At 47.5% G+C, this 16,280-nt stretch carries 18 protein-coding genes; 11 read left to right on the forward strand and 7 right to left on the reverse strand.

Annotation, left to right across the window (positions count from 1 at the left end):
- Positions 1 to 287: 287 nt before the first annotated feature.
- The gene (locus AB7S66_RS06885; RefSeq protein WP_428518713.1) at positions 288 to 1,895 is read left to right on the forward strand and encodes an IS1634 family transposase; all 1,608 of its coding nucleotides are present in this window, start codon (positions 288 to 290) and stop codon (positions 1,893 to 1,895) included.
- An 80-nt stretch (positions 1,896 to 1,975) separates the two neighbouring features.
- Here the strand turns inward: AB7S66_RS06885 and AB7S66_RS06890 are convergent, their stop codons facing one another.
- Positions 1,976 to 2,359 carry an ArsR/SmtB family transcription factor gene (locus tag AB7S66_RS06890; RefSeq protein ID WP_428518714.1) on the reverse strand — a complete coding sequence of 128 codons (384 nt, stop codon included), beginning with the start codon at positions 2,357 to 2,359 and terminating at the stop codon, positions 1,976 to 1,978.
- A gap of 204 nt (positions 2,360 to 2,563) precedes the next feature.
- Between AB7S66_RS06890 and arsB the strand changes: the two genes are divergently transcribed.
- Positions 2,564 to 3,622, forward strand: a complete 1,059-nt coding sequence (gene arsB, locus AB7S66_RS06895; protein WP_428518715.1) for an ACR3 family arsenite efflux transporter — start codon at positions 2,564 to 2,566, stop codon at positions 3,620 to 3,622.
- Here arsB and AB7S66_RS06900 read toward each other — a convergent pair.
- Entirely contained in the window at positions 3,613 to 3,834 is a 222-nt protein-coding gene (locus tag AB7S66_RS06900; RefSeq protein WP_428518716.1) for an MGMT family protein, read from the reverse strand. The two genes, arsB and AB7S66_RS06900, sit on opposite strands and share 10 nt — an antisense overlap.
- Between AB7S66_RS06900 and AB7S66_RS06905 the strand changes: the two genes are divergently transcribed.
- Positions 3,791 to 4,198 carry a hypothetical protein gene (locus tag AB7S66_RS06905; RefSeq protein WP_428518730.1) on the forward strand — a complete coding sequence of 136 codons (408 nt, stop codon included), beginning with the start codon at positions 3,791 to 3,793 and terminating at the stop codon, positions 4,196 to 4,198. The two genes, AB7S66_RS06900 and AB7S66_RS06905, sit on opposite strands and share 44 nt — an antisense overlap.
- A gap of 11 nt (positions 4,199 to 4,209) precedes the next feature.
- On the opposite strand, the gene AB7S66_RS06910 is transcribed toward AB7S66_RS06905, so the two are convergent.
- The gene (locus AB7S66_RS06910) at positions 4,210 to 4,470 is read right to left on the reverse strand and encodes a hypothetical protein (RefSeq protein ID WP_428518717.1); all 261 of its coding nucleotides are present in this window, start codon (positions 4,468 to 4,470) and stop codon (positions 4,210 to 4,212) included.
- Positions 4,471 to 4,568: 98 nt separating this feature from the next.
- Here AB7S66_RS06910 and AB7S66_RS06915 point away from each other — a divergent pair, with 98 nt between their 5' ends.
- The 5 genes from AB7S66_RS06915 to mmsB all read left to right on the forward strand — a co-directional run bounded on the left by AB7S66_RS06915 (position 4,569) and on the right by mmsB (position 10,065).
- Positions 4,569 to 4,922: a DUF3147 family protein gene (locus AB7S66_RS06915; RefSeq protein ID WP_428518718.1), complete on the forward strand. Its 354-nt coding sequence runs from the start codon at positions 4,569 to 4,571 to the stop codon at positions 4,920 to 4,922.
- Positions 4,923 to 4,979: 57 nt separating this feature from the next.
- Positions 4,980 to 5,747 (forward strand): GNAT family N-acetyltransferase, encoded by a 768-nt coding sequence (locus tag AB7S66_RS06920; protein ID WP_428518719.1) that lies wholly within the window; start codon positions 4,980 to 4,982, stop codon positions 5,745 to 5,747.
- Positions 5,748 to 6,035: 288 nt separating this feature from the next.
- Positions 6,036 to 7,130 carry a substrate-binding domain-containing protein gene (locus AB7S66_RS06925; RefSeq protein WP_428518720.1) on the forward strand — a complete coding sequence of 365 codons (1,095 nt, stop codon included), beginning with the start codon at positions 6,036 to 6,038 and terminating at the stop codon, positions 7,128 to 7,130.
- A gap of 119 nt (positions 7,131 to 7,249) precedes the next feature.
- Complete coding sequence (locus tag AB7S66_RS06930) at positions 7,250 to 8,797, forward strand: ATP-binding cassette domain-containing protein (RefSeq protein ID WP_428518721.1); 1,548 nt, start codon at positions 7,250 to 7,252, stop codon at positions 8,795 to 8,797.
- 80 nt (positions 8,798 to 8,877) lie between these two features.
- On the forward strand, positions 8,878 to 10,065 hold the full coding sequence (gene mmsB / locus AB7S66_RS06935) for a multiple monosaccharide ABC transporter permease (protein ID WP_428518722.1): 1,188 nt from the start codon (positions 8,878 to 8,880) through the stop codon (positions 10,063 to 10,065).
- 58 nt (positions 10,066 to 10,123) lie between these two features.
- Here the strand turns inward: mmsB and AB7S66_RS06940 are convergent, their stop codons facing one another.
- Complete coding sequence (locus AB7S66_RS06940; RefSeq protein ID WP_428518723.1) at positions 10,124 to 10,510, reverse strand: hypothetical protein; 387 nt, start codon at positions 10,508 to 10,510, stop codon at positions 10,124 to 10,126.
- Positions 10,507 to 10,767, reverse strand: a complete 261-nt coding sequence (locus AB7S66_RS06945; RefSeq protein ID WP_428518724.1) for a hypothetical protein — start codon at positions 10,765 to 10,767, stop codon at positions 10,507 to 10,509. The genes AB7S66_RS06940 and AB7S66_RS06945 overlap by 4 nt, the downstream gene beginning before the upstream one ends.
- Positions 10,768 to 10,917: 150 nt before the next feature.
- On the opposite strand from AB7S66_RS06945, the gene AB7S66_RS06950 reads away from it, so the two are divergent.
- A complete protein-coding gene (locus tag AB7S66_RS06950; protein WP_428518725.1) occupies positions 10,918 to 11,238 on the forward strand; it encodes a P-II family nitrogen regulator in 321 nt (106 codons plus the stop codon).
- Here AB7S66_RS06950 and AB7S66_RS06955 read toward each other — a convergent pair.
- Positions 11,210 to 12,469: an MFS transporter gene (locus tag AB7S66_RS06955; RefSeq protein ID WP_428518726.1), complete on the reverse strand. Its 1,260-nt coding sequence runs from the start codon at positions 12,467 to 12,469 to the stop codon at positions 11,210 to 11,212. The genes AB7S66_RS06950 and AB7S66_RS06955 overlap by 29 nt on opposite strands.
- A gap of 58 nt (positions 12,470 to 12,527) precedes the next feature.
- Positions 12,528 to 13,589 carry a LacI family DNA-binding transcriptional regulator gene (locus tag AB7S66_RS06960; protein WP_428518727.1) on the reverse strand — a complete coding sequence of 354 codons (1,062 nt, stop codon included), beginning with the start codon at positions 13,587 to 13,589 and terminating at the stop codon, positions 12,528 to 12,530.
- 256 nt (positions 13,590 to 13,845) lie between these two features.
- On the opposite strand from AB7S66_RS06960, the gene AB7S66_RS06965 reads away from it, so the two are divergent.
- Both AB7S66_RS06965 and AB7S66_RS06970 read left to right on the forward strand, forming a co-directional pair.
- Positions 13,846 to 14,976, forward strand: a complete 1,131-nt coding sequence (locus AB7S66_RS06965) for a lysophospholipid acyltransferase family protein (RefSeq protein ID WP_428518729.1) — start codon at positions 13,846 to 13,848, stop codon at positions 14,974 to 14,976.
- On the forward strand, positions 14,973 to 16,280 hold a 1,308-nt coding region (locus AB7S66_RS06970), incomplete at its 3' end, for a sodium:glutamate symporter (protein ID WP_428518728.1). The genes AB7S66_RS06965 and AB7S66_RS06970, both read left to right, overlap by 4 nt.

Below are 16,280 nucleotides of genomic sequence, written 5' to 3' on the forward strand. Positions count from 1 at the left end.
GGGGTGATTCTCTCCGTCATCCTGGAGAGAAAATCATTTGGTTGACAGTCATGCCACCTGATATGAATGGTTATGCATAATTTTGTGTATATTCATACGTATTGCTTAGCATTTTGAAATTTGCTCAAGTATATACCCTAAATTCCCCCCCAAAATACAGTAGACAGTAATTTCTCTGTTTTCATTGTAGAAAGGCCCCTCCATCAGGGGTTTTTCCATGGTTTTACAGGAAAGATATTGCTTTGTTGTTCTGTATACTGTATAGTATAGTATACAGGGGGCACAGCATGGCTGTATACAAAAACGAGCGATTCGAAATCCCAAAAGGCACCTATAAGCACAGGCAGAAGACCAAGACCTACATCTACCAATACACCGACCACTACAGATCCAATGGGAACGGGAAGGCCGGACACAAGTCGAAGGCAATCGGGTTGCTCGACGAGCAGCAGGACAAGCTGATTCCCAATGACAACTACTTCGAGCTCAACAGCCTCGAGCCCCGGCTTTTCGCGGAGGATGTGTTGTCGTTCGGGTACACCATGCTCTGCCACCAGATCCTGGACGACCTTGGCGTAGTGGGGCTGCTCAAGAAGTACTTCCCCGCTGATATTGTGGAAAAGTTGCTGGTCTGCGCGATGTATTGCATTGCCACAGGAAGTTCCACCATGAACGACATCGACGACTGGATGGAGACAACGTACCTGCCCTATGCACTTCCCCTCATCACCAGCCAGAGTTCAAGCAGGCTCTTCCATGCAGTCGGAACGGCTGTCACGGCAGTGGACAATTTCAAACGGGACTGGGCGGAAACGATGGGAAGGGACCAGGTTGTCTGCTACGATGTCACCTCGCTGTCCAGTTATTCGGATCTCATCGTATCGGTGGAGTATGGATACAACCGGGACCATGAGAAGCTCCCGCAGATAAACCTCGGCATGTTCTGCAGCGAGACCACAAAAATGCCCTTGGCCTATGTCTGCTATGAGGGCAGTGTGCCCGACAAGACGGAACTGCCCTATATGCTGGGCCTTGCCCAGTCCATGGGCTTGGAGAACCTCAAGGTCGTGATGGATGGGGGATTCTGCGACCCCACCTGCTTTTCCCAACTGGAGAAGCACACCCGGTCATTTACGGTGGGAGTCCCCGGATATCGGGAACTGGCCATCGAGCTGGCTTCCCATGTGGACAAGAATGAGCTGACACTCATGGAGCACCTGTTGAGCTGCAAGGGCGAGTTCGGCTCATTCACCCCCTATGAGCTGTATGGGGTCAAGGGACGGATGCTTGTCGGATTCAACCAGCAGATGCACACCCTGGAGACGCAGACTTTGGGTGAGAAGCTGACCAGGCTAGAAAACGAGCTTTCGGGACTGAAGCGGATGCCCAAGGGTCCCAAGCTTGCCCGGTATGCCAAGTACTTCACCCTCTCGATGGACGAGAAGAAAGGCCTGGTCTGGAAGCGAGACTATGCCGCCATCAACGAGGAGACCAGATATGCGGGGTTTTTCTTCATATTCACCAATGATGCCCAGATGAGCGCCGCAGATATCCTCTACTACTACAGAACCAAGGACGCGGATGAGAAGCTGTTCTACCAGTTGAAGATCTATCTTGATGCAAACAGGATCCGGGTACACTCGGATACCGCGGTTGACGGGAAGATCTTCATGCTGTTCATCGCCCAGATTCTGCGGGCCAAACTGTCGAATGACTTGAGACCGCTGCTTGATGGCCACCACTTGCCGTTGGACAAGGCGATGAAGAGAATGGCGAATGTGAGGATCAAGACCACGCCCGAAGGTTTCAAACTGCTCAAGGCACCGACCAAACAGCAAAAGGAAATATATGCGACCTTTGGACACGACCTCCTCAAGGATGCGAAAAAGCTGTAAATATTGTCAACTCACGCTAAGCTGTATACTGTAAAAAAGGGCGGAATTTAGGATATACCTATAAACACATACGCAAAGTGTTACTTAGGCTGTTTCATGTAAACTGTGCTGTGCATTAAGCAGGAGGAACCCTCTTCATTGAGCACCTTGCAGAGGCACTCGTCACCAGGGAGGAACACGGTATCCAAGAATCCTGTGAGAAGCTTCACCTTCTCCCTGTTGATCCCGTAGTACATCCATTTGCCTTTTCTCGATGCAGTGATGAGTCCTACATTCTTGAGTATGGTTAAATGATGGGAAAGGGTCGGTTGGCTTACATTGAAATACTTTTGTATCTCACAGACACACAACTCTCCACAACTGAGAATATGTACAATGCAGATCCTCGTTGGGTCTGCGATGGCCTTCAACAAAAGAGAACCGTTCTCAAAATCGATATTCATTGCAACCTCTACAAAAATCATGAATTATAAATAGATAGATGTCAATATATATAGCATCCCTCATGTCACATGAATAAAACTTAATAAAACTTTTATCCTATTTATAGTAAATATTTGTTAAATTTATTACTCAATCTCGTTATATTCTTGTTGAGAGTTATATTGACATACTTCTATATATTATCCTATAGTTTTACTAGGAATCATTGCCGCAGGAGGTACTTTGTGAGCAACAAGAACAATATAACAGGAATCAGTTTCTTTGAACGATACCTAACACTCTGGGTGCTTCTTTGCATGGCAGGCGGAGTATTGATCGGTGTGTATCTTCCCCGGATTCCTCATTTTCTCTCCCGGTTTGAATACGCAAATGTATCCATCCCTGTCGCAATCCTGATCTGGCTCATGATCTACCCCATGATGCTCAAAGTCGATTTCCATAGCATCAAGCAAGTTGGACAGAATCCAAAAGGCCTTATGATTACCTGGATAACCAACTGGCTTATCAAGCCTTTCAGCATGTACGCCATTGCCTTCTTCTTTTTCTTTATCGTATACAAGGCCATCATTCCCGAAAGCCTTGCCAGGGAGTACCTGGCAGGGGCTGTCCTGCTGGGAGCTGCGCCCTGTACGGCAATGGTATTTGTATGGAGCCATCTCACCAGAGGCAATCCAGCGTACACCTTGGTACAGGTCGCAACCAACGATCTCATCATTCTTGCAGCATTCGTACCCATCGTGGGGCTATTACTCGGAATAAGCGGGATCAGCATCCCCTGGATGACGCTCTTCCTCTCGGTGGTGCTCTTTGTGGTCATCCCCCTTGGTGCTGGATGGGCAAGTCGTGTGCTTATCACACGCAGTCATGGCCTCGAATACTTTGAAAATACCTTCATTCCCAAATTCAGCAATGTGACCATTACCGGCTTGCTTCTTACCCTGATTATCATCTTCTCATTCCAGGGGCGGACGATCATAGACAACCCGCTTAATATCATCCTGATAGCCATACCGCTCATCATCCAGACATTCCTCATCTTCTTCATAGCCTATCTTTGGGCCAAAGCATGGAAACTGCCTCATGATGTGGCGGCACCTGCAGGAATGATTGGGGCCTCGAACTTCTTTGAATTGGCAGTAGCTGTTGCTATCTCAGTCTTTGGACTGCAATCAGGAGCGACGATTGCTACCGTAGTAGGAGTTTTGGTGGAGGTTCCCGTAATGTTGACCTTGGTGGGAATTGCAAACCGTACTAAACGGTGGTTTCCTGCTTCTCAATCCTGAAAACCAGAATTCCACTGGTAGGATTTCATGGCAATCGTTCCATTAGGTTGAAAGGGTATTCCTTCCGACTCGAGCATGACTCGCTGGAGCTCAGAGAATTCTTTGCTTGCAAGGCTCCCGTCTGAGCGGATTACCCGATGCCACGGTAGACCGGATGGACACTTTCGCATGGCCCACCCTACGATTCTGGCATTACCTGGACTACCAATCATACAGGCGATCTGCCCAGAGACAGGCTACCTTTCCCTCGGGAATTCGGCCTACGATTTCATAGACTTGGGCAAAGAAGGAGTGATTCACGTTGCCTTCTCCCAGATAGCAGCAAGTGTGGAGAGCGCAAGTGAATCCACCCTCCCTTTCACATGGCCTGTAATCGTACCATCGGTACCGACTACCACCACTGTTGGTTCCCCATCGATGGGAATCTCTGCCTGCTTGGCAAATTTCCCTGCCTTGGAAAGGAACAACACTCCGCCCCGTTCTGGGGCGGTCAGTCCTTCAAAACTTTCAGCAAGCCCCCTGCGTATAGCCCCACGGACAAAGAAGGGAGCTCCCTCTATGACTGAGATGTGGTAGAATGGAGCAAATCATATTGGAGTTGCACTCCCTTCAACCGCATCTTGCCAAGCGATGAGTGCTGCTTGTTGTACCTCCCCATTTTCCCTGGAGGTACCAATATTCAAGGCAATCAGGACAGTGGAATCCTTGATGAGGTCCGTAGGGAATGTAAATTCAGTATCAGCAAAACTCTTCACTTTTCCCTCAGGAAAGGTTCCAGAGAATAGGAACTGGTTGCAACTCAGCAGAAGAAAGAGCACAATAGTGGGAAATATCATCATTCTTTTCATGATAGTTCCTAGTATAGTGCCTGACTGCCGATTCCTGTAGAGCTTTTTTCTGGGTAATCACATGGCAATGAAAGATTGATGATACTGCGGAGGACAGCATGTGGTACTACATCATTAAAATTGGGATTTCAGCTCTTACAATCACCCTAGTCAGCGAGATAGCCAAACGCAGTTCCCTATTCGGTGCCTTTCTTGCATCTCTCCCGTTGACCTCACTCTTGGCAATCCTCTGGATGCACTTTGAGAAAACCCAGGACACCGCCATAGCACAGCTTTCCCAGTCAATATTCTTTCTGGTGCTCCCTTCCCTTGCATTCTTTGCCCTTTTCCCCTTCTTGCTTCATCGCGGCATGGCTTTCTGGGGAAGTTTCATGCTTGCAAGTGGAGCAACAATTGTGCTCTACTTCCTTCTCATCGCCATTCTCAGGCACTACAACATTACAGCGCTCTGAATTCCATCTTTTCTCTTGTGTTCCTCATGAAGCTGCTCGATACTACAGAGGGGCTTTATGATACAGAGACTTATCGAGACGAAAAAGGCCGCTCCTCTCTTTCAAGGATGGCATGACACCCTTTTACGCTCGTGTATGCAAGGTATCATGGGAGAAATCTATGTAGATGACAGAAATGAGCCTTGCTCAGCTTTTGCTCTGCTTGGAGACTTCTGCCTACTCGCTGGTGAACCATCAAGTGCGCTTTTACGCTTCCAGTATGATCTTGGCCGATGGGAAACCCGTTTTCTTGTCCCCAAGGGCGAATTATGGGAACAGGCTATCAGGGAGACATTTGGATCCAGAGCTAAGGAATTCACCCGATATGCTCTTACAAAGGAAGCATCGTTTGATAGAGCTCATTTGAGTAGCCTTGTCGATTCCCTACCCCCGGCATTCCGCCTTGTTGAGATAGATGAAATCCTCTACCACTTTCTTCTTTCAGCGTCTTGGTGCCGGGACCTGGTCGGACAGTTCCCCACATATGAGCGATTTCGTGACCTGGGACTGGGCTTCGTCATACTCAAGGACACCGAGGTTGTAGCAGGAGCCTCTTCATACTGCAGGTATCACAATGGAATAGAAGTTGAAGTTGACACAAAAACCCCTTATCGAAGGAAAGGCCTTGCGTTGGCTTGCAGTGCAAAGCTCATTCTTGCCTGTATGGAACGGGACCTTTTTCCCTCTTGGGATGCCCACACTGAACCATCACTCCACTTGGCTGAAAAGCTTGGGTATACATTGGACTATCCTTATCAGACATTCGAACTTACGAAGACCACATAGGCATCCAGCAAACCTATTTCCATCTGCCATTGATAATTGTCTTGCATTATCCTTGCAAGCCTCTCCAACAAACCTACAGTACGTTAACGCACCATGACGGAATTCCTCTCATCTTTAAGCTAACCAAATCACAATCTGTAAATATTTTTTTATTTATAGTTATTATTAGTATTTAGTATTGATAATTAAAGATTATCTAATAATTTTCTTGACTTATGCACGAAATGATTTAACAATATAAGGTGTGATGCGTTAACGTAAACGCAAAAAACCTTTAGGAGGCTGCATATGAAAAAGATGCTCGTAGCGGCAATGGTTCTACTGATTGCCATGAACATGGTTTTTGCAGGAGGGGCTGCTGAAACTTCGTCAAAAGGAATGATCGGGGTAGTCATGCCTACCAGATCAGAAGAACGTTGGAATAAGGATGGAGCAGCGGTCAAAGCTGGTTTGGAAGAGCTCGGCTATGAGGTCGACCTTCAATTCTCAGACGACGACATTCCCACCCAGGTCCGTCAGATTGAAGACCTGATCACCAAGAGAGCAAAAGTACTCGTCATTGCTTCCATCGATGGATCGGCATTGACTGATGTACTGGCAAAAGCTGCGGACGAAGGAATTCCCGTAATTGCCTATGACCGCTTGATCATGAAATCACCGCATGTCGACTACTACCTGTCATTTGACAACTATGCAGTCGGTCAGCAGATGGGTGATATCCTCATCCAGGGAATGAATTTGGATAATCCTGCGAAAAAGCCCTTGTTGATCGAGCTGTTTGGTGGGTCACCTGACGACAACAATGCATATTTCTTCTACAACGGAGCCATGGATAAACTTAAGCCCTATTTTGACAATGGCACCCTCAAGATTGGTTCAGGCCAGCAAGGCATGGACACGGTAGGAACACTTCGCTGGAGCAATGAGCTGGCAATGTCCAGAATGGAAAATCTCCTTTCTGCCCATTATACAAACCAGACGCTCGACGGAATTCTGTCTCCTTATGATCCCATCAGTCTGTCCACGCTTGAAGCATGCAAGGCTGTCGGATACGGAACCCCTGGAAAGCCATTGCCGGTCGTCGGTGGACAGGACTGTATTGTAGCTTCCTGTAAGTCGATTCTCGCCGGTGAGCAGTATGCAACCATCCTCAAGGATACCCGTGTACTCGGCCAGGCTACTGTAGAGCTCGTTGACACCATCATGCGCGGTGAAGTACCCCAGAATCTGAATACCACCACATACGACAACGGCTCCATCAAGAACGGCAAACCCTATATTGTTCCTTCCGTTCTGTTGGAATCGGTCATCGTCACCAAGGACAATATCATTGCTGAAGTAGTCGATACCGGCTACCACTCAGCCGAAGAGCTTGGACTGTAAATATATTTGTCCGGCCTCAGCAGTGAGGCCGGGTTTGTATCGCATGATCTCGAACCCGGTGCCTTCTACCTACGGGTGATTTGGAATCGGGTTCTAGTCTATTTAGTGGGGAGCCATGTATGCCAAACAATCCTATTCTGCTATCGATGAAGCATATCACCAAGACTTTCCCGGGGGTGAGAGCGCTTGATGATGTCAGCCTAGATGTAAAACCATCTGAAATTCATGCCTTGGTTGGCGAGAATGGAGCAGGGAAATCAACATTGATGAAAGTCCTCTCTGGTGTGTACCCATACGGAACCTATGAAGGGGACATCTTTTTCGAAGGCAAGCACTGCAAGTTCTCCAGCATCAGGCAGAGCGAACAAGCGGGAATCGTCATCATTCACCAGGAGCTGGCATTAAGCCCCTATCTTTCCATTGCAGAAAACATGTTCATTGGAGACGAGCGGGCTAAATTCAATATCATCAATTGGGACAAGACCCGAGAAGACGCAATAACATATATGAAGCGGATCGGGCTCAATGAAAATCCAAACACTCCGGTCAATAAGCTTGGGGTGGGCAAACAGCAGATGGTTGAGATTGCCAAAGCGTTGGCAAAGCATGCAAAACTACTGATTCTCGACGAACCTACTTCAGCACTCAATGAGAGAGATAGCCAACATCTACTTACTATTCTCAAGGAGCTGCGAGACAAGAGCCATATTTCCTCTGTCTTGATCTCCCATAAACTGAATGAAGTTGCTTCCATTGCCGATTCCATTACCATCTTACGGGATGGAAAGACTATTGAGACACTTGATGTAGAGCGCAAGAAAGATGCACCTGTATCAATTAGCGAAGAGAGAATCATCAAGGGTATGGTTGGACGGGAAATCACCGACATGTTCCCCAAACGGGACAACCCAGTCGGGGATATCCTATTCGAGGTCAAGGACTGGACGGTCCAGAATCCTGATAACCCCGAACGAAACAAACTCGAAGGGGTGAACATCTATGTTCGCTCTGGAGAAGTCGTCGGCCTAGCCGGCCTGGTTGGTGCTGGCCGTACTGAATTCGCCATGAGTGTGTTTGGTCGGGCATATGGGGAAAACATCACGGGAAAAACGTTTCTTGGAGGAAAGGAAGTTGACATCAGCACAATTCCCAAGGCAATTGCTAACGGTGTTGCTTATGTGCCTGAGGACCGTAAGGAGCTCGGTTTGGTGTTGATCCAAAATATCAAGGAAAATATTACCATTGCCAAACTCAAGAAGATTGCAAAAGCTTCAGTGATCAATGAACATGAGGAGAATATCGTCGCAGAGGAGTACTGCAAGCGACTCAATACAAAGACACCGACAATTCTCCAGAAGACCGGGAATCTCTCTGGAGGTAATCAGCAGAAAGTCGTGTTATCCAAATGGTTGTTCACAGACCCAAAGGTACTGATTCTTGACGAACCTACCCGAGGCATTGATGTGGGAGCAAAGCATGAAATCTACACAATCATCAATTCTCTGGCAAAACAAGGATATGCCTGTATCCTGATCTCCAGCGAAATGCCGGAGATTATTGGAATGAGTGATAGGATCTATGTAATGAGTGAAGGAAAGATAACTGCAGAACTTTCTGGAAAGACCGCAACCCAAGAGGATATCATGCGTAATATCCTCAACAACTAAGACACCGTTGTTCACCCAACGATGTAGAGACATGGGATCCGATAACAATTTTACTGAATACATGTGATAAGGAGTATGGGATGAGTGGCTTGATTGAAATTTTGAAAAAGAATGTGAGGCAGTATATGATGGTCATCGCCTTGGCTGTGGCGATGATTGCGTTTGGTCTCTTGACGGACGGTATCTTTTTCAGACCAGTGAATCTGACGAATCTGGTACTTCAGAACAGCTATGTTTTGATTCTAGCCGTTGGTATGTTGCTGTGTACCTTGACGGGTAACATCGACCTTTCTGTTGGATCTATTGTTGCTTTCATCGGTGCCCTGTGCGGAGTCATGATGGTAGACCTTCAGTGGAATCCGTATCTTGCCATGATTATTGCATTGGTTTGTGGCGCTTTGATCGGAATGTGGCAAGGGTTCTGGATAGCCTTCGTGAACGTCCCACCATTCATTGCCACCCTGGCAGGCATGTTGGTCTTTAGAGGTTTGGGACAGGTCATCATGAAAGGACAGACCAAGGCACCTTTTCCAGAGGAGTTCCAAAGGATTTCAAGTGGTTATATCCCTGATCCATTTGGTGGGGCAACAGTAGGAGAAGTACACTTCCATCTGTTCACGTTATTGATTGGATTCCTTATTGTCGCGCTGATTGTCCTTAGTGAAATCCAGAAGCGAAAGAAGCAGAAACAGTATGCCTTTGACCTACTCCCTCCTGGGATCTGGCTTGCAAAAGTAATCTTTATTGCTTCTGTCTTGATAGCTTTTACCGTTGTCTTTGCAATCTATAAAGGGTTCCCCAATGTCTTGATCCTGTTGGGAGTACTCGTTGTAGGTTACCAGTTTGTTGCATCCAAGACAGTCCAAGGACGTCATATCTATGCGCTTGGTGGAAACAGGAAAGCCGCTGAGCTGTCCGGTGTCAAAGTAAAATGGGTAATGTTCTGGATCTATACGAACATGGCCATCCTGGCTACGGTTGCTGCAATGGTATTTACTGCACGCCTCAACTCTGCCACGCCAAAAGCTGGACAGAACTTTGAAATGGATGCCATCGCGGCTTGTTATGTCGGTGGATCGGCTGTCTCCGGTGGAGTCGGTACGGTAATTGGTGCAGTGGTCGGAGGGCTCTTCATCGGAGTACTGAACAACGGTATGTCAATCATTGGTATCAGTACGGACTGGCAGCAAGCTATCAAGGGTTTTGTACTGCTTGCAGCCGTTGCATTCGACCTGTATTCGAAATCAAGGTCATCCAAGGTGGCATGATTCTCTATTGCCCATGATTAAGGGAAACCCCTGTAGCCCATCCGGGTCGCAGGGGTTTCTAGTCTTCCAAGAGAATATCAGCCAAGGCAAGCCTCTCAACGGAAAGCCCGTCACTGATCCTGCTGATACCCCCAAACCACGACTCTGTACAGATTTTGATGAATTCTGGGTCGTGGATTGGAAACCCTGAAGCACTCCCTATCAAACAATCAATACCACACATGGGGCACTGCAGGGTCTTCTCCTTCGGTTCTCTCTCGGTAATCCAATACAGCTTCTCCTCTGTCTGTGGATTGAACGTATGGCCACAATAGAAACATGTGCAGCTGTCACTTTCCAGAATCTGGCTTTCATTGGCGAAGGTGGCCTTGTGTGCAAGCTGTACATACTCAGGTGGATACTTTTCTGAAACAAAGGGAATATATGCTGATCGTTTTCTTTTCATGTACTTACCTTCCATCCATCCTCTATCAATGCATCAAGCGAGTTATACTCCCCTTCCAGTGCATCACTTTCATAATTGAATACACGATAACGGTAGGAAAGCGCATCTTCCATGGTAATATATCCAAACCTTCCGTCCAAGTGGTCAAGATAACAACCCTTGTTTGTCCCGATGAGGGAAAAGGTGAATGCAATAATATCCACATTCTCGATGATTTCCCTTGTGAGCGCTATTTGGTCCTCTCTCCAAGTTTTCATGGGAGCCTCCTTGCATCCTTAGGATAAGCCCTCTGGTGTGACCTATATTGTCACAGTGTAGATTTTTCTCAATTCTTCTCGAAAGGCAACCACTTTTCCATCATTCTTTTTCATTGTATGATGGATATCCGGAACAACAGGAGGAACCCAATGGAAACACCACACTCCCTGATTACCTGTATTGTAAACAAAGGTATGGCTGAAACCGTCATGGATGCCGCCCGTAAAGCAGGAGCCACAGGCGGTACCATTCTCCCTGCGCGGGGAACAGGGAAAGAAGAAGACGTCAAGTTCTTCGGTCACCCATTGGTCCCTGAGAAAGACATGCTGCTTATACTTGTCGGATCGGGCTTGACAGGAAAAGTGTTGGAAACAATCAAGAACCTACCTCTTCTTACCGAACCAGGTTCTGGAATTGCGTTCTGTATTGATGTTGAGCGGTTCATTGCCTTTGGTGGTTCTCCTGAGTAGGCAATCTGAGAACCAGTCCCAACAATAAACAGATTCCAGAAACCACCAGTATTCCAAGTCCAACGCCAAGCAAGGTACTCATCCAACCCAAGAGGAGCGCAATACCTGCTGCAAAAAGGGACTCAGCTTGGGACTCCACCGAGAGCGCACTGGCAAGCGAAGCTTGATCCATCTGGTCGCTGACATAGTGGATACTCATGGGTTTTCGCAAATTCTCAAGGATATAGATCCCCAAGTACAACACCACTGCCAGTGTTGCATAGGTTAGGTGCAAGAGCAGGCCACTTATCAAACCAAGGGATATACCGACGATTAATGTGATATTCAAAGGGGATGCAAGCTGATCGAACAGCTCTGAAAACTTACCGGAATTGCTTGATGCAATCGCGGTGGTAGCATAGAGAATTGAATATACAATTCCTACAATCAATGCTGTTCTCTCTTGATCTTCATACGCCAACAGGATTGGAAGACTGAGTGCAAATGTTTGCAGTATCGGCTGTAAATAATCCTTGAATGCCTTGTAGTATCCACTGAAGAGCGCTTGGCTGGAGATGGTGCGTACCATGGACCAACTCTTCATCGTTTTCACCAAGGACTGTATAACTGTAACAAACTCATCCCTTATTCGCTTATCACTTGTATGTCTGGGCCCATCCAAGTCCTTTGGATAGCTAACTATCAAAAGCAAGTTCAGGACATAGGGGATAATGGTAAAGAGAAATATCGGGGCATAGGAACCATTGTAAAAGACCAGGAAAGCGGCGATCAACGCGGAGAGGGCAGATCCTCGTTGTGACCAAGCCCGGGTATTGCCATAGTAATGGGTTTTTTGGTCTTCCCACCCTCTCATCCTCAGATAGTCAAAGATCATGGCCTTGTGGGTACCCGTTCTAAAAGCATCACCGAAGGCATAGAGGGCCATGGCCATAAGGAGAATACCAAAATCCTGGGCAACAAAAAAGACAATGAAACTGAAGATGTAGGCAAGAAAAGAGAAAACCATAGTCAGTCTCCTACCCAGACTGTCGGCGAACACCCCAGAGGGAATCTCTGTGATGTTGATCAGGATCTCCCGTACTGCATAGAGCGTTCCGATCTCCAGGTAGGACAACCCCTTATCCAAGAAGACCAGCATCATAAACGGTTCATAGAACCGCAGATTCTTCAAAAACCCATAGGCACTAAACTTGGCGTACTGCAAGTTTCTCTCAAATCCTTTCTTTGCCATCTTCTCACTCTCCTTGGAGAGATGTACCACCGGCGGGGTTATCTGTCAAACCAGTAAATTACTCAGATTTAGGGATACCGGTCGACGAACGGACGACCAGGCGATTGTGATACTCAATTCTGGTTACTCCACTCCCCTCAAATACCCGAGACGGCTTCTTGCTCATCTTTTCACAAACCAGTCTCACTGCACTCCTCCCCCCCTGGACGATGAAATGCTCAACACTGGTCAGACCCACCCCGCCGAAGGAGGATGGATAGATGTTGTCAAACCCACAGACACTGTAATCACCGGGAATTGAAAAGCCTCCATCCTTGACAGCATCCATGACGCCGTATGCAACCATGTCGTTTATTGCAACCATAGCAGTTACCTCTGGAGCTTCAGCAATACAGCGCTTGGCAAGCACATACCCTGTTTCGTGCTCAATGTCAATGGTATTCAATTCGGTAAGGGAGGGAATCTCACGTGTAAACAGGGTAAGCTTTGCATTTCCCCCTGCTTGCTTGATCTGAGCTTTCAACCCTTCATAGCGTCTTACACGGGCACTGTGCTCACTGTTGAGACTGGTACAAAGATAGGCAATATTCCGATGCCCCAGTTCCAGAAGATGCCGCGCAACCAAGATTCCTGCGTTGTAGTTATTCACATCTACTGTATCCAGTCCAAGCTCATTCTGCTTGTCTCCTACTGCTACCACGGGCACGGTGGTACTTAGCTCCCGTACCAATTCCGGTTGCTGGGGAATCATTGCAAAAACAACGCCTCCAACGGTAGGTTCCTTGGCAAATTCGCATACCCGCTTTTCCTTCTCTGTATCCCAGTACGTGGTACAGAGCATGGTCCCCAGTCCTTGCACGTGAGCCTCTTGCTCCATCCCTTGAATGAGCGTAGCAAAGTAAGGATTTATGACCGAGGGACATACAATAAGGAGAATACGTCGATCTTTCTTTGCCCGCTTGCTTACATACCCAAGCTCCTTGCTCACCCTATAGACGGTATCGATTGTCTCATCAGGAAACCGTGAGAGGCTCTTCCCAGCAAGGATCATGGAAACACTTGCCGTCGACAGCCCTACTTTCTCAGCAATATCCTGCAATGTCACGGTTTTTCTTCTCATGCATCTGCCTCTCTTACCAGTGATTCAATATTAAACAGTATTAAGCATCCAATGCAAGAAAAAACTGCGTTATAGGTTCGTTTTCTTAACCATTGTCATCGTTTATCTTTTCTTGCTGACGAAAATCATACTTTGTACTTTCTTCACACTTTCAAGGTGGACAAGAGCACCTCTCGTGAGGTATTCTCTTACAAAGAGGAAGCAAGTGTCTAAAAAACCACTTTTTATCCGCTTGGCCCAACCAACGTACGGGGCCATGATTTTAAAGCGTAACAAGATCCAAGTTGTTGGAATGGAATATGTGTCAGAACTGAAACCTCCTTTTTTAGTAATGGCAAATCATGCACACACATTTGACCCATTTTTCATCTCCTCGGCATCTCCGGTTCATATTCGATGGGTAGCCGGAGCCTATCTCTTCAAGATGAAGGGAATGAGGAGCATGATGGAGAAATGGATTGGGGCCATTGCAAAGCAACAAGGCAGAAGTGACTTATTCACCATCAGGACAATCTCAGAATCCCTGAAACAGGGTGACATCGTCGGTGTCTTCCCTGAAGGGACACGTACATGGGATGGAGAGCCCGCTGGTTTTGATGAAGCAATTGCCAAGCTGGTAAAGATATTCAAGGTCCCAATCGTGCTCATCAACCTGGAAGGGGTATATGGGCTGAAACCCCGATGGGCGGAAAAGAAACGAAAGGGAACGGCAATTCTCAGGGTTCTCCCCCCAGTTCATACCGATGTGATCGACAAACTCTCGGTGAAAGAGCTCTATGAGTTTCTCAAGGAGAAGCTGTATTACAGCTACCGTTCCTGGCAGGATGAGATGCAGTTTGACTATATCTCGGGGAGAGCGGCTGAAGGAGTGGAAAAAATCCTTTATCTCTGTCCAGATTGTCACGCAACCAATACCATCCATTCCAAGGGTACCCAGATAACCTGTACGCAATGTTCACTCACCATGGAGCTGGACAACCATGACAAGCTACACACAATCAAGGGAAATACCAGCTTCCTTGATGTCGCTGCCTGGCACTCCTGGGAGAGGGAGTACAGCGCATCAAGCGAGGGACAATCATTGACATTCCCTCCTGATAAGGGTGTCCTGTTCCAGACAGCTGACGAGAAACATCTGAGGCGGATCTCAAAGGATTTCACCCTCTCCCTGGAACAAGACGGAATGCGTCTTGTGGAACGAAACGGGAAAGAACACCTGATGGCTTTTACTGATATCCAATCCATGATTATCAACGCAAAGAACACGGTGGAGCTCTATCATCTTCATACCCTGTACAGGATACGGATCCACAAACGAGGTTGTATCCTCAAATATGTGGAAGCGTACCAGCGAAACAAACTGATCCAGGAGGAGGCAACCTTATGAACTGGAACTTCTTTTTCCATATCGGAATCATCTCAGTATCACTTCTGCTCGCAGCACTCATTCGTGCCCGAGTGCGTTTCTTTCAACGGTTCCTGATCCCCGTGCCCATCCTTTCTGGTCTCATGCTCCTTGTTTTCTACAACTTCATCGCACCAAGATGGGGGCTAAGAAATGATTTTCTCGGGGAAATTGTCTACCACTTGCTGAACATCAGCTTTATTTCCATGATGCTCAGGGTTACGCCAAAAGCTCACACGGAAGGGAGGGCGAAGCAAACCCTGGCGGCCAATGTGACTGCTGTCTTGGCTCAGTATGGCCTGCAATGTTTCTTTGGTCTCATAGCAACCGCCTTGATCATTTCCACTTTCAAACCAGACCTGTTCCCAGCATTTGGTTTTACCCTCCCTCTTGGGTTTGAGCTGGGACCCGGGCAGGCATACTCGATTGGACTCGGCTGGGAAGCGATGGGATTCAGGGGAGGTTCCTCAGTGGGACTTACCATGGCAGCCATCGGATTCTTGCTTGGTAGTTTTGGTGGCGTGATCTTGATCAACCAAGGACTCAAACGCGGTTGGATTGGGAAAGAACAGGCGAAACATATCAATGAAAGAAGCGTAAGAACCGGGTTTTTCAGTAGAGCGCAACATGAACGTCCTGTGGGTTCCTACCTATCCACTGATGGAGAGTCGATGGACTCCATGACCTACCACATTGCACTGATCATGGTGACTTATCTGGTTAGCTGGTCTTTCCTTACCGGGCTTTCTGCGCTCCTTGGTCTTATCGGCCCCTTGGGCACTGAACTCGCAAACAGCCTGTGGGGTATCAATTTTGTATTCAGCTCATTCAGCGCACTGGGCGTCAAGATGCTCATGAAGCTGTTCAAGGTCGAGACCACCATCGACAACGCAACATGTAACCGCTTAAGCGGCCTCTCTGTCGACTTGACCGTTGCATCTTCACTTGGTGCGATCAGCTTGGTTGCTGTACAGGGATATTGGATCCCTATCCTTATCCTTACCCTGGTAGGACTCTTCATCACCATGGTTATTCTACCCTGGTACTGTTCACGGCTCTATGATGACCATCAATTCTTCAGGATGTTGGTCATCTACGGTTCAGCAACAGGAACACTCCCCACCGGACTGGCACTGCTGCGTGTGGTCGACAAGGAGTTTGAGACACCGGTTGCCACAGAGTATCTCTATTCGGTAGGAATTGTCTTGATCCTGGCCATTCCAATCATTCTGAGTATCAACCTCCCGGCGTTCAGTGTCACCAAGAACATTCCCGCACTATTCGGG

The organism is Sphaerochaeta sp. (assembly GCF_050178175.1).
GTDB lineage: Bacteria > Spirochaetota > Spirochaetia > Sphaerochaetales > Sphaerochaetaceae > Sphaerochaeta.